This is a genomic window from Variovorax dokdonensis (assembly GCF_030316895.1).
In the GTDB taxonomy this organism is placed as follows: Bacteria; Pseudomonadota; Gammaproteobacteria; order Burkholderiales; family Burkholderiaceae_C; genus Variovorax; species Variovorax dokdonensis.
Genome location: NZ_JASZYV010000001.1, coordinates 1,706,120 through 1,719,652 on the forward strand (window position 1 = coordinate 1,706,120; position 13,533 = coordinate 1,719,652).

A 13,533-nucleotide genomic window follows, 5' to 3' on the forward strand; every position below is an offset into this window, starting at 1 on the left:
CTCAGAGTGTTGAGCCGCCTCGAAGCTTGGGGGCGATTCACTGCTCCTTTGCCACATCTTCCTCCCAGAATGCCGGCGGTGACTTCTGCTGGCGCATCAATTCCAGGATCTTCTCGCGCGGTATCACGCCACAGCGCTTCGCCCATGCCTCGTACCGGGCCTTCATGTCCGCAACGCGCTCTGTGTGCTGTGCGGCCAGGTTGTTGAGTTCGGTACGATCGGCTTCCATGTCGTAGAGCTCCCACTCGCCGGGGAACTTGCGCACCAGCTTCCACTGTCCGATGCGCACCGCGGCATTGCCCTCGTGTTCCCAGAACATGGGCGGGCGATCCATTGCATCGCCTGCAAAGGCAGGCTGAAGGCTGTGGCCTTCGAGCGGGTCTATCGGCTGGCCATCGGCGTGCTCGGGATAGTGGGTCGCGGTGATGTCCAGGATGGTGGCCATGATGTCCGGCAGATAGCCCGGCGAGTGCCGAACTTCACCTCGGTGGGCAATGCCCTTCGGCCAGTGCATGATCAGCGGCGTTGAGATGCCCCCTTCGTGGATCCAGTGCTTGTAGAGCCGAAACGGAGCGTTCGAGAGGTTGGCCCATGCGGTGCCGTAGCTTTGGTAGGTGTTCTCCGGCCCGGGCATCAGTTGCGGGTTGTTGCCGAAGTGCACTGGCTCTCCCTTGCGGGTGTGCGACTTGGCGATGCGAAGCTTGTGGACCAGTTCGTCCACGGTCACATGCTCCGGAATGTCCTCGGCGCAGGCGCCGTTGTCGGCCAGGAAGATGACGAGGGTGTTGTCCAACTGATCGGTTTCCTCCAGTGCCTTGAGGATGCGGCCGATGCCCTGGTCCATCCGGTCAATCTGAGCCGCATACACCTCCATGCAACGCAACAGCCACGCCTTGTGATCCGCCTCGGTCCAGGGGGGTTGGGTCTCGTCGCGATCCGTCAGTGGCCAGATGTCCTTCAGGATTCCCGATTCGACCAGCCGGGCCAGGCGTGCGGTGCGCAGTTCGTCCCAGCCCGCGTCGAACCGGCCCTTGTACTTGGCGATGTCCTCGTCATGCGCGTGCAGCGGCCAGTGCGGCGCGGTGTACGCCACGTATTGGAAGAACGGCTTGTCGGGATGCTCGCTGGCGTGCTGGCGCACGAATTGCGCGGCCTCGTCGCTGATTGCGTCGGTGTAGAACCAGCTCTCGTCCGCCGAAGCCTCATGCTCGACGTTTGTATTGCCGCGCGTGAGTGTGTTCGGATCGTAGAAGCTGCCGGCTCCGATGATGGTGCCGAAGAACTCGTCGAAGCCACGCTGCATCGGCCAGGCGTCTGTCGGCTCGGTCAGGTTGCTGGCCACATGCCACTTGCCACTCATGTAGGAGCGGTAACCACTGGCCTTCAGTGCTTCCGGAATCGTCACGCAGCGGCGATTGAGGTTGCCGGCGTAGCCTTCCGGCCCGAAGTCGTAGGTCAGGATGCCGATGCCGGTCTGGTGCGGATGCAATCCGGTGAGCAGCGATGCGCGCGAGGGACTGCACCGCGCCGTGTTGTAGAACTGCGAGAAGCGCAGGCCATGCTCGGCCAGGCGGTCGAGGTTGGGTGTCATGACTTCGCCGCCGTAGCAGCCGATGTCGGAATAGCCCATGTCGTCGTTCAGGATCAGCAGGACGTTGGGCTTCTTGGCGGAGGTGCTCATGAGTGGCTCGCGAAAGGAATGGCTGAATGGGCGAGGGAAGCGGCGGCCGACGATAGTCAGATCCGCTCGCCGCTCGCGCGGTCGAACAGGTGCGCCGTATCGGGCGCGAAGCTCAGGTGAACCGGCTGGCCTTCGGCCAGTGCCGGCCCGCTGGGATCCTTCTTCAGCTTGACGCGCCGGTCGCCGATACGCAGGTTGACGACCAAGCTGTCGCCCAGATCCTCCACGTACTCAACCTGCGCCCCGATGCCGTGGTCGGCCAGCCGCAGGTCGCCCGGACGTACCCCCAGCGTGATGTCGCGTTCGCCAGTGACGCCACCGGCGACCGGCAATACGGCATTGCCGACCGAAACCTGCGAGCCTGACAGATGTGCATCCAGCAGATTCATCGGCGGCGTGCCGATGAAGCCGGCCACGGCCACGGTCGCGGGACGCAGGAAGATCTCCTTGGGCGTGCCGATCTGCATGAGACGGCCTTCCATGAACACGGCCACGCGGTCAGCCACCGTCATCGCTTCTTCCTGGTCGTGCGTGACGTAGACAGCGGTGACGCCCAGCGAGCGCTGCAAGCGCCGCAACTCGAGCCGCGTCTCCACGCGCAGCTTCGCGTCCAGGTTGGACAGCGGCTCGTCCAGCAGGAACAGCCTGGGCTTGCGCACGATGGCGCGCGCGAGCGCGCAGCGCTGCTGCTGGCCGCCGGAGAGCTGGCCGGGCCGTCGATCGAGCAGGTGTCCGATGTCGACCTTTGCGGCAGATTCCTTGACCGCCACCTCGATCTGAGACGCGGGCATGCCGATCATCTTCAACGGAAAGCCGATGTTCTGGCCAACTGTCATATGCGGGTACAGCGCGTAGCTCTGAAACACCATGGCCACGTCGCGCTCGCCGGGTTGCTGATGGGTGACGTCGACATCGTCGAGCCAGACATTGCCGGCGTTGACTTCTTCCAGGCCCGCCAGGATCCGCAGCGTGGTGGTCTTGCCCGAGCCGGACGGGCCGAGCAGCGCGAAGAACTCGCCAGGCTCGATGTTCAGGTCCATGCCATGCAAGGCAGTGAAGCTGCCATGCTTCTTGACGACGCCCTTCATGCGGACGCTTCCTTGACGGCTCATCGACGACCCCCTCCCTTGACGGCGCCCAACGTGAGCCCCTTGACGATGTGACGCTGCGCGAACAGCCCGATCAGGATCACCGGCGCCATGGCCAGCATGGCCGCCGCCGCAAGGCGCGCCCACTGGGTCTGCTCCAGCGAAATGAAGTTGTACATGGCGACCGTCACTGGCCGCACCTGGTTGCCTCCCAGCACCACGGCGAAGAGGAATTCGTTCCAGGCATTGAGAAAGACGAAGATGGTCGTCACCGCGATGCCCCCGCGCACCTGCGGCAGGATCACATACCACAACGTGCGCAGGCGCCCGGCCCTGTCGAGCAGGGCGGCCTCTTCCATCTCGAAGGGAATGTCCTCGAAGTACGACACCATCAGCCAGACCGCGAACGGCAGCGAGAAGGTCAGGTAGATCGCGGTGAGGCCGCTGTAGCTGTCGAGGCCGCCCACCTTCTGGAGCACCAGGTAGAACGGGATGATCAGGCCGACCGGCGGGAGCATCTGCGTGGCCAGGACATAGAAGCCTGAAGCGCGCTTGCCCGGAAAGCGCAGGCGCGCCAGCGCATAGGCCGCAGGTACCGCGAACAGCATCGTCAGGATCGTGGTCCAGGCCGAGAGCACCATGCTCGACCACAGGTTGGCGACGATCGAGGACGCGCCGAACAGCACCTCCCGATAGTTGTCCAGCGTGGGCGTGAAGAACACCTTGGGCGGGTAGGCCAGCACGTCGCGCTCGGTCTTGAACGAGGTGAGCAGCCCCCAAAGCACCGGAAACGCCCATACCGCGAGCAACAACAGCGCCACCACCCACAGCGCGGCACGTCGAAGCGCGTCCCGGCTTTCGCGCGTATTCATGAGCGGCCCTTTCTCAGCCGGAACATGAAGTACGACACCGCCAGCGTGATGCCCAGCAGCACCATCGCCAGGGAGGAACCGTAGCCGATGTTCAACTCGGTGAACGACGTGCGGTAGGCATAGAGGTTGAGGATCTCTGTTGCCGACCCTGGGCCGCCACCGGTGGCAGCATAGATCGCGGCAAATGCCGAAAGCGCGGTCATCATGCGCATGATCAGCACCATGACCACCGCCGGCCGGATCAGCGGCAGCGTGATGTAGAAGAAGCGCTGCCAGGGGCCGGCTCGATCCAGTCGAGCCGCTTCGTAGATGTCGGCCGGCAATGTCGAGAGCGTAGCCAGCAACACCAGGAAGGCAAAGGGTGTCCATTGCCACGTGTGGATGGCGATGGTGGCAATCAGCGCCAGTTGCGGGTCGCCCAGCCAGTTGTGGCTGCCCAACCCGAGCGCGCGGGTTGCGACATCCACCAGGCCGAAATCGGGCGCCAGGACGAGGGTGCGCCAGAACAGGCCCACCACCACAGGTGCCAGCACGATCGGCAGGATCGCGCCGATGCGCAGCACACCCTGTCCCTTCGGAATCTGCAGGACCAGGAGGGCCAGCGACAAGCCGATCAGCACCTGAAGCACCACCGTGCTGGCCGTGTAGACCAGCGTGAGCCACAGCGAATTCCAGAAGCGCGGGTCGCTGCCCATGCGCGCATAGTTGTCCAGGCCGGCGAAACCCGACATCCACGGCATGCCGAGATTGATGCGCTGCGTGCTGTTCCATGCGAGGTAGACCAGCGGCACTGTGGTCACCAGCAGGAGAAGCACAAGCGCCGGCGCGAGCAAGGACAGCGCGAATCTCCGCTCCTGCACGGCCAGCGTGCGCGCGCTGGTGCCTGCCCGAGTTGGCGAGGCGGTCGCGGGCAGGGGAGCCATGGCCGTCTGCACTGAGTTCAGCCCTTCATGATTTCGGCGATGCGGGCTTGCGCCTCGTCGAGCGCCTCCTTGGGCTTCTTCTGTCCGACCAGCGCCGCCTGGATGCCGGTCGCCATGGTCTCGCCGATGGCAGGCCACTGCGGCACGCGCGGGCGCCATTCGACGTCGGTGTCCTGTTCGAGCGACTCCAGCGCAGCGTTGATGAAGTTGTCGCCGGCGCCCTTCATGGCGTCTGCGAATTCCTTGGAGCGCCAGAGCGACGTGCGATTGATGCCCGAGCGCTGTGCGGGCCCGTTGAACTTCCAGGACGTTCGCGCCTGTGTCTCGGCCGACGCCGCCCAACTGATGAAGAGCCACGTGGCCTTCTTTGCCTTGTCGCCCAGAGCGGCATTGATGGGGAAGCCCCAGTTCCAGATCGAGCTGACGCACTTGTCCTTGGGCCCCTTGGGCCAGCGCGCATAGGCGATCTTGCCGACCACCTTGGACTTCTCGGGGTTGGTGATGACGGCTGCGGACGAATGCGCGTCGATGTAGCAGCCCAGAGTGCCCTGGGAGAACGCGTCGGCAATGTCGGGCCAGTTCCAGTTGCGAACTGCTGGCGGGGCGTACTGCGTGAGCGTCTCCACGTACCACTGCAGTGCGGCCACGGCCTCGGGCGAATTCACGTCGATGGCCTTGCCCTTGAACCACTTTCCGCCAAAGCCGTGCAGCAGCGAAGGGTAGACATACATGTTCTGCCCGGCGCCGGCAAAGCCGCGCAGCGCCAGGCCGTACATCCTGTTGGCGGGGTCGTTCAGTGCCTTCGCATTGGCGACCAATTCATCCAAGGTGCTTGCCGGCTTGAGGCCTTTGGCCTCGTACAAGTCCTTGCGATAGACCTGCACCGTCACCTCGCCGTCGTAGGGAATGCCGTAGGGCTTGCCATCCACCGAATCGGCTTCGCGCCACGCCTTGAGAATGTCGTCGTACTTGAACCAGTCGGGATCGGTCAGCGTCTTGTCGTTCAGGAACTGGTCCAGCGGCGCCACCCACTTGTTGGCCACGTACAGCGGGTAGTACATGGGATCCGCAGCATGCGTGGCGTAGGTGCCGGTCTTGGCCGAAAGATCCAGCGTGGCCTTCTGCCGGATCTGACCGGGCGGCACTTTCTCGATGCGCACCTTGATGCCGGTGAGCGCCTCGAACTGCGGCACGAGCGTTTCGAGGTTGTTGAAGTAGCTGGCAGGGATCACGGCCACGGTGATCGACTCGCCCTCGGCCTGGCGCCAGTTGATCTTGGCGGCCTGGTAGGGCGCGAGGTCGGCCCCCTGTGCGCGTGCCGGGCTGAGCAGCCACGGCGAAGCGACGGCGGCCGCGCTCAGGACAGCGGCCTTCTGTATGGCCAAGCGGCGGCCGGGTTGGGCAATGTCGGGTGAAGCGGGTGGTTGGCGCAAGGTGTGTCTCCAGTCTCTTTGGGAAATGGAAGGCGTGCACCGAAGTGCTGCCGCGACCGCTGAATGCAGCGACGATGTAATCGATTGCACAAGCAATTTAGCAGCCATGTTCAGGCTTGTCAGCAATTAAGAGGTGGTGTTTTCCCCCGGAATGCACGGTCGTAGTTGAAATCGATTGCAGGCGAGAAACCCACCTAGAATCGCTGCATGCATCCTCCGGAATCCACTCCAGCGCCCGAGGCTGCCAACTCGCGCGAGGGCCGTCCACGAACCGGCGCCAAGGACGTGGCGCAACTGGCCGGTGTCTCCACCGCTACCGTCTCGCGCGCCCTGAACAACCCCGAGAGCGTCGACCCCGTCACGCGCCAGCGCGTGCTCGACGCCGTCGCCAAGTTGCGCTACATGCCGCATGGCGCAGCGCGCTCGCTGCGCAGCCAGCGTAGCAAGATGGTGGGTGCGGTGGTGCCTTCGTTCGACTACGCGCTATATGCGCGCACCACGAGTGCGCTGCAGCAGCGCCTCGATGCGCGTGGCTATTCACTGGTCCTTGCCGAGACGCACTACGACCCCGGCGCCGAACTGCGCGTGGCCTCGCAACTGGCACAGCACGGCGTGGACGCCTTTGTCTTTGTCGGCCTCGACCATGACCCTACGCTGTTTGCGCTGCTTGAGGACTACGGACGCCCCTATGTGCTGACCTGGGGCGTCGATCCGATGTGTCGCCACCCCAGTGTCGGCTTCGACAACGAGGCGGCTACGCACGCCATGGCGCGCCACCTGATCGAGCTCGGACACCGTCGCTTCGGTTTGCTCAGCGCGCCCGTGGCCGGCAACGACCGGGCCCGCGCGCGCGGGGCAGGGTTGCGTGCAGCCTTGGTCGAAGCCGGCCTGAAGCTCGACGAAGGCTGCGTTCAGTACGCACCGATCTCACTGCAATCGGCGCAAGAGGCGATGACGCGCATCCTCGATCAACCTGAGCCCCCGACCGCTTTGGTCGCCACCAATGACGTGTTCGCCGTTGGCGCGATGCTCGCCTGCCGCGCTGCTGGCGTGCGCATTCCCGAGGACATTTCGATCACCGGTGTCGACAATACCGACCTGGGTGCAACGCAATCGCCGGGGCTGACCAGCATTCGCACCCCAATCGTCGAGATCGGCGATGCGGCCGCAGCGCAGATCATCGCCAGGCTGGAAGACCGGCCTTGCGAGTTGTTCCAGTCCTTCCCGATCGAAATCGTGCATCGGGGCAGCACAGCGCCTCCTAACCCGAAGCGCAAATACCAACCGTAGCACGCACGATTGCGTTGGCCCGACCCAATCGGGGGGTGTGGGCGAAAACTTGGACTGCCAGGAGGTAGTTCATATATTCATACGAAGACAGGGTTCAAGCGGTCGGCAAACGCATCAGGGCGACCATTCGTCAATTGGGGTACCCGACCAAAAACGCGCTCGAGGGTTGGTAACGGGAGTACGAGCGTCGACTCGATCTTCCAAAGGACTATGCTCGTTCGCAGCCCAAGTATTCTGAGGAGCCGTCAGAGGGCAGCAACGGCGACAGCTATGACAACGCCTTGGCCGAGACCATCAACGGGCTCTACTCTGACTCAAGCCAAACAGCCTCCGCGAATCTCGGGCGATTCATACCGCCATCCGCTCAATCAACTTGGACGTCAAATCAGCAGCTGTAGGTGGTGCCTGATTCGCCGTAACTCACACGCGGTGCAGAGCGGCCCGCCGCACCATGTCGCAGAAGTACTCCCCCGCAGGAGTCAGTGGCAGTGCAGCACGGCGCACGATCGAAATCGGTGGCGCCAGCAAGCGTTCTCCGATGTCGATGCGCGTGAGCAAGCCGGCAAACGGCGGCGAACGCTCCCACTGAACGGGCAGCATCATGAGTAGGTCCGAGTACGCAATCATGAAGAAGAAGGTCAGTGCGGAATGGCCCTGCACCACGATCTTGGGCGGCGCCAGGCCGCGCTCGGTGAACAGCGGAACGATCTCGTCTTCGGCACGATGGGTAACCGAAGTCGTCACCCATTCCGCGTCCACCAGTTCGGCCAGCGAACGGGCGCCGGCAAGCGGGTGACCCTTGCGTGCGAGCACGATCCGTTCGTTGTCGAACAGGCGCTCTGAAATCAGTTCACCTTGTACTTCGTCATACGAAGGGCCGATGTAGACGTCCAGCGTGCCGTCGGTCAAGTCACGTTCCACGCGAGGCAGCACGGCGTCAATGAATTCAAGCGCCACGTTTGGAAAGCGCTGGCGAAACGGCCGCAGTGCGTTGGGCAGCAGGGCCATGTGCGCTCCGCTCGACAGGCAGATGCGCAGGTGCCCATGGCGTTCACCTTTGAGCTGGTCCATCTCTTCTTGCGCTCGACGCATCTCAGCGCGCAATGCCTGGGCGCGCCGCAGGAACACTTCGCCCATGGGCGTGAGGGCCACGCCGCGCGCACGCCGCTCGAAGAGTTCTACCCCCAACTCCTTTTCCAGCTCTTGAATGCTGCGCGTCATGGCGGGCTGTGCCAGGCTTAGCTGCCGCGCGGCGGCACGCATGCTGCCGCGTTCGGCCACAGCCAGGAAGTCGCGCACGGTGTTGAGTTTCATGGTCGATCGTGATTCATTTCATTTGCAAAATTGGGCAAATTGTTCGAGATTTGAATCGCTCGGACGACGGGGCAAACCCGTCCCGGGGTTTTCCCAGGTCTTGGATCACGCGCTTTTTCGGCGATGCGTTGCAGGCATCGATGGCGCAATTTCGGCATCTTTGGCGATCAGCCGGCGCTTCCTAGGATGCGACCCATTCAGGAAAAAAAGCGAGAGAGACATCCATGATCGAACCGACAGCACGCCGTCAGGTGCTGATCGTCGGCGCCGGGCCCGTGGGCCTGGCCTTGGCGATCGAATTGGGCCATCGCGGCGTGCCCTGCCTCTTGATCGAACGCAACGACCGGGTCGGCTATGCGCCGCGCGCCAAGACGACCAACGTGCGCACCCGTGAGCATCTGCGCCGATGGGGCATTGCCGATCGGTTGCGTGCGGCTTCGCCTTTGGGCGTCCACTATCCGTCCAATGTCGTCTTCGTCACACGCTTGGTCGGCAAGGAACTGGCGCGCTTCGAGAACGCGATGTACTGCGCGCCCGGCCGCAACCCGCTGTATTCCGAGCACGCGCAATGGGTTCCGCAGTACACGGTGGAAGAGGTGATGCGCGCGCATGCGCAGTCGCTGCCAGGCGTTGAACTGCGCTTCAACTGCGAACTACGCGCATTGGAGCAGGATGGCCAAGGCGTGCGCGCGCAACTTCACGACAGAACGAGCGGAAGCGACTTCAGCGTGGACGCCGAATACCTGGTGGGCGCTGACGGCGCGCGCAGCACGGTGCGCGAACTGATCGGCGTTCAGATGGAAGGCAAGTACGGCCTTTCGCGCAACTACAACATCGTCTTTCGAGCCCCCGGCCTGGCACAGGCCCATCCGCACGGACCGGCCATCATGTACTGGCAAGTCAATGGTGACATGCCCAGTCTGATCGGCCCGATGGACCGCGGCGACACCTGGTTCTTCATGCCGACGCGCGTGCAGGAAGGCGTGCGGCTGGCGGACCTGGACGCGCCTGCGTTGATCCGCCGCGCCACGGGCATCGACCTTCCCTACGAGGTGCTCAGCAGCGACGAGTGGGTGGCCAGCCGCCTGATCGCCAACCGCTATCGCGACCAACGGGTCTTCCTGGCGGGCGACGCGTGCCACCTGCATCCGCCTTTCGGCGGCTATGGCATGAATATGGGAGTCGCGGATGGTGTCGACTTGGGCTGGAAGCTGGCAGCCGTGCTCCAGGGTTGGGGCGGTCCGGCATTGCTCGATAGCTACGAGGCCGAACGCCGCCCCGTGCACGAATGGGTGATGGGCGAGGCCGAGGCCAACCACGCGATCCTGGGCAATCAACTGGCGGCCGAAGGTTTGGAGGACGAAGGCGAACGTGGTGAAGCGGTGCGCCGCGAGATCGGCGAGCGCATCGGCCAGAGCAAGATGCGCGAATTCATGACGCTGGGCGTGGTGTTGGGCTACCGCTACGAAGCTTCGCCGGTGATCGTGTCCGACGGCACCCCGGCACCGCCGACGGACTTCATCAACTACGTGCCCAGTTCGCGTCCTGGCAGCCTGGCGCCACATGCCTGGCGGCACGACGGAAGCTCGCTGTACGACCACTTCGGCAGCGGCTTCTCACTGGTAGCCGGCCCGGACGCCGACGCACAGGCGCTCGATGCTGCCCGTGCCGACGCAGTCGCCTGCGCGCTCCCGCTCACGGTGCTGCAACCGCAGGAAGGCGCCATGGCCAGCCTCTACCCCGCACGCTACACGCTCGTACGGCCCGATCAGCACGTTGCCTGGCGCGGCGATGCGTGGCCTTCCGATGGGCAATCGCTGTTGCAGCGAATCAGTGGTCGCACGCCGACGCCGGAGGTATCCGCATGAAGGAAGAATCCATTCGCCGCACGGGCGCCATTGGCGTGCACTCGGTGCATCGCTTCGTGTTTTCCGTTCCAGATCTTGCCCAGGCGCGGCACTTCTATGAGGCCTTCGGTCTTGCGCCGCGCCAGGTTGGCGAGAGACTGGATCTCTACACCGATGGGCATCCGCATTGCTGGGCCTCGGTGCATGCGGGAGGCGCATCCAAGCGATTGGAGTTCGTCAGCTTCGGTATCCACGCCGAGGATGAGGAAGCATTTCGCGACCGCATCGATCGCCATGGTCTTGGATGCGCGCCACACCCGTTGTCGGATGGCAAGGGACTTTGGCTGCGCAACCCTGATGGCACGCCGCTGCAATTGATCGTGGCGCCCAAGGTTTCACCTGGCGCCAAGAGTCGCCCAGCATCTCGATTGAGGGTGGCGGTCGGGCAGGGCGCTGCACCGGCGCGCAGCCAGGTGCGACAGGTGCGGCCGCGCGCCTTGTCACATGTGCTGTTCTTCAGCCCTGACGTTCCGCGCATGACGCGCTTTTGCAGCGAGATCCTCGGCCTGAGGCTGTCGGATCGCTCGCAAGACATCATCGCCTTCTTGCACGGGGCGCACGGCAGCGACCACCACCTGGTGGCCTTTGCCAAGTCGCACGCGCCAGGGCTGCACCATTCGAGCTGGGACGTGGGCAGCATCGACGACGTCGGGAGCGGCGCCGAGCAGATGCGTGCTGCCGGCTACGACCGCGGCTGGGGACTGGGGCGGCATGTGCTGGGCTCCAACTACTTTCACTATGTGCGCGATCCTTGGGGGAGCTTTGCCGAGTTCTCCTTCGACATCGACTACATCGCGCACGACGTGGAGTGGCCGGCGTCCGACCATCCGCCGGAAGACTCGCTTTACGTCTGGGGGCCGCCGGTGCCTGAGGACTTCATCATCAACCACGAACAGCCGCTGCCCGCGGCCACGACGAAAGCACAGCGCGCCAAGGAGGCAACATGAGCGACCCAACAACACCGAGCGCAGCCGGTCCGCAACTGACAAAGGTCTACGTGCCGCCGCCCGTGCGCCTGATCGCACTGGAAGAGCACTTCATCTACGACGGACTGCTGGCCACCTACGACGCCACCGACCGCGCACTGCTCGCACCTTCCCGTGTGCCGGGCCTGGACGAGGTGGGCGACATGCGCATCGTCGAGATGGATCGTGCGGGCATCGACCTGCAGGTGCTTTCGCACACCAAGCCCGGTGCGCAGGAGATCGAGGACGCCGCTCAGGCGGCGGCCTTGGCAAGCGCTGCCAACGACTACCTGGCTGAAGCCGTGGCCCGGCACCCGAAGCGGTTCGCTGCCTTTGCCACCTTGTCCACCGGTGCGCCGCAGGCTGCAGTGGCCGAACTGGAGCGGACCGTGCAGCGACTGGGTTTCAAGGGCGCCATGATCAACGGACATACACGCGGCGCCTACTTGGACGACGAGCGCTTCTGGCCCATCTTCGAAGCAGCGCAAGCGCTGGACGTCCCCATCTACCTGCACCCGTCCAATCCGCATCCGCAAGTGTTCGATGCCTACTACAAGGACTACCCGCAACTGGGATTCGCGGCGTGGGGCTATGCGGTCGAGACGGCCACGCACGTGCTGCGGCTCATCTTGTCGGGCGTGTTCGATCGATTTCCGCGTCTGCGCATGGTCATCGGGCACATGGGCGAGTTGCTCCCCTTTGCCTTGTGGCGGGCCGACGGACGGCTCTCGCCGAAGGCGCCGCATCTGAAAAAGTCGGTGCGAAACACGTTCATCGAGCATTTCGCCGTGACCACATCGGGTGTCTTCTCGACTCCCGAGTTGATGTGCACGGCCAGTATCGTCGGATGGGACAACATTCTCTTTTCGGTTGACTATCCATTCGAATCCAATGCCGAGGCGGTGCGCTGGTTCTCGCAATTGCCCATCGCCGAAAGCGACCGCGCCAAGGTCGCGCACAAGAACGCCGAGCGGCTGCTCAAGCTCGAGCCCGCATCAGTCAGGAGCCCCCGATGAACACCCCCCGCATTTTTCGCAGCCTCGCGCTTGGCTGCGCTGTCGTTGCCGCCGCGCCCGCGGTGCTGGCGCAAGACGCACCATTCCCTTCGCGTGCGGTCACGCTGATCGTGCCGTTCACGCCCAGCAGCGGCAGCGACACGATCGCGCGCATCGTCGGCCCCAAGCTTTCGGCGCGCTGGGGCCAGCCTGTGGTGGTTGAAAACCGTCCGGGTGCCAGCGGCAACCTGGGCACGAGTCAGGTCGCCAAGGCCGCCGGCGACGGCTACACGTTGCTGATGGCCATCAACACCCACACCATCACGCCGGCGATCTACAAGAGCCTGCCCTACGATCCGTTGCGTGACTTCGCGCCGGTGGCCGAACTCGCACAAGCGAACTTCACGCTGGCGGTCAACCCGGCCGTACCGGTCAAGGATCTGCGCTCGCTGATTGCCTATGGAAAGGCCAACCCCGGCAAGCTGAACTACGGCACGCCCGGCAATGGCACACCGCACCACCTGGCGATGGAACTCTTCAAGGCCAACCAGGGCGTGTCGTTCCTCCATGTGCCCTACAAAGGAATTTCAGGCGCTTTGACTGACCTCATGGGCGGGCACGTCGACCTGATGTTCGCCTCCGTGCCTTCGGTGCGGTCCTACGCGCAGGCGGGCAAGGTCCGCCTGTTGGCCGTTACCGGCGAGCAGCGCAGCAGCCTGCTGCCGGACGTGCCAACCTTCCGTGAGCAGGGCGACAAGGGTATGGACGTCATCGATGCCTGGTACGCCGTACTGGCGCCGGCGAAGACGCCGCCCGCTCTGGTCGCGCGCCTGAACAAGGACTTTGTGGAAGTCATGAACAGCGATGAGGTCAAGGCCGAGTTGGCGCCACTCGGGCTGCAGACGCGCACCGGTTCGCCCGCGCAGCTCGATGCGTTGATCCGCGCCGACATGAAGCGCTGGAAAGCGCTGGTCGACTCTACCGGCATCACTGCCGACTAACGCTGCACGGCACACGCATTGCAAAGGCCGCCTTCGGGCGGCCTTTTGCATTGGTATTGCCTGT

Annotated in this window: 11 protein-coding genes and 1 pseudogene; 6 read left to right on the top strand and 6 right to left on the bottom strand. The window is 64.2% G+C overall.

Annotation, left to right across the window (positions count from 1 at the left end):
- Positions 1–37 precede the first annotated feature (37 nt).
- Genes QTH91_RS07860 through QTH91_RS07880 form a run of 5 tightly spaced genes read right to left on the bottom strand, consistent with a single transcriptional unit; the run spans position 38 to position 5,997 of the window.
- Positions 38–1,681 (bottom strand): arylsulfatase, encoded by a 1,644-nt coding sequence (locus QTH91_RS07860; protein WP_286659426.1) that lies wholly within the window; start codon positions 1,679–1,681, stop codon positions 38–40.
- Between the two features lie 56 nt (positions 1,682–1,737).
- The gene (locus QTH91_RS07865; RefSeq protein WP_286659427.1) at positions 1,738–2,769 is read right to left on the bottom strand and encodes an ABC transporter ATP-binding protein; all 1,032 of its coding nucleotides are present in this window, start codon (positions 2,767–2,769) and stop codon (positions 1,738–1,740) included.
- A 20-nt stretch (positions 2,770–2,789) separates the two neighbouring features.
- On the bottom strand, positions 2,790–3,641 hold the full coding sequence (locus QTH91_RS07870; RefSeq protein WP_286659428.1) for a carbohydrate ABC transporter permease: 852 nt from the start codon (positions 3,639–3,641) through the stop codon (positions 2,790–2,792).
- Positions 3,638–4,564: a carbohydrate ABC transporter permease gene (locus QTH91_RS07875; RefSeq protein WP_286659429.1), complete on the bottom strand. Its 927-nt coding sequence runs from the start codon at positions 4,562–4,564 to the stop codon at positions 3,638–3,640. The genes QTH91_RS07870 and QTH91_RS07875 overlap by 4 nt, the downstream gene beginning before the upstream one ends.
- A gap of 17 nt (positions 4,565–4,581) precedes the next feature.
- Complete coding sequence (locus QTH91_RS07880; RefSeq protein ID WP_286659430.1) at positions 4,582–5,997, bottom strand: ABC transporter substrate-binding protein; 1,416 nt, start codon at positions 5,995–5,997, stop codon at positions 4,582–4,584.
- Between the two features lie 207 nt (positions 5,998–6,204).
- Here QTH91_RS07880 and QTH91_RS07885 point away from each other — a divergent pair, with 207 nt between their 5' ends.
- On the top strand, positions 6,205–7,287 hold the full coding sequence (locus QTH91_RS07885) for a LacI family DNA-binding transcriptional regulator (RefSeq protein WP_286659431.1): 1,083 nt from the start codon (positions 6,205–6,207) through the stop codon (positions 7,285–7,287).
- A gap of 71 nt (positions 7,288–7,358) precedes the next feature.
- Positions 7,359–7,529, top strand: a pseudogene (locus QTH91_RS23145) (IS3 family transposase); the annotation flags it as partial.
- 178 nt (positions 7,530–7,707) lie between these two features.
- Here QTH91_RS23145 and QTH91_RS07890 read toward each other — a convergent pair.
- Entirely contained in the window at positions 7,708–8,601 is an 894-nt protein-coding gene (locus QTH91_RS07890) for a LysR family transcriptional regulator (RefSeq protein ID WP_286659432.1), read from the bottom strand.
- 224 nt (positions 8,602–8,825) lie between these two features.
- Between QTH91_RS07890 and QTH91_RS07895 the strand changes: the two genes are divergently transcribed.
- From QTH91_RS07895 to QTH91_RS07910, 4 genes are read left to right on the top strand one after another with little or no spacing between them, the layout of a single operon-like run.
- Complete coding sequence (locus QTH91_RS07895) at positions 8,826–10,469, top strand: FAD-dependent monooxygenase (protein ID WP_286659433.1); 1,644 nt, start codon at positions 8,826–8,828, stop codon at positions 10,467–10,469.
- The gene (locus tag QTH91_RS07900; protein WP_286659434.1) at positions 10,466–11,455 is read left to right on the top strand and encodes a VOC family protein; all 990 of its coding nucleotides are present in this window, start codon (positions 10,466–10,468) and stop codon (positions 11,453–11,455) included. Before QTH91_RS07895 ends, QTH91_RS07900 begins: the two co-directional genes overlap by 4 nt.
- A complete protein-coding gene (locus QTH91_RS07905) occupies positions 11,452–12,489 on the top strand; it encodes an amidohydrolase family protein (protein ID WP_286659435.1) in 1,038 nt (345 codons plus the stop codon). Before QTH91_RS07900 ends, QTH91_RS07905 begins: the two co-directional genes overlap by 4 nt.
- Positions 12,486–13,469, top strand: coding sequence for a tripartite tricarboxylate transporter substrate binding protein (locus QTH91_RS07910; protein ID WP_286659436.1), 984 nt, complete (start codon positions 12,486–12,488; stop codon positions 13,467–13,469). Before QTH91_RS07905 ends, QTH91_RS07910 begins: the two co-directional genes overlap by 4 nt.
- The last annotated feature ends 64 nt before the right edge of the window (positions 13,470–13,533 follow it).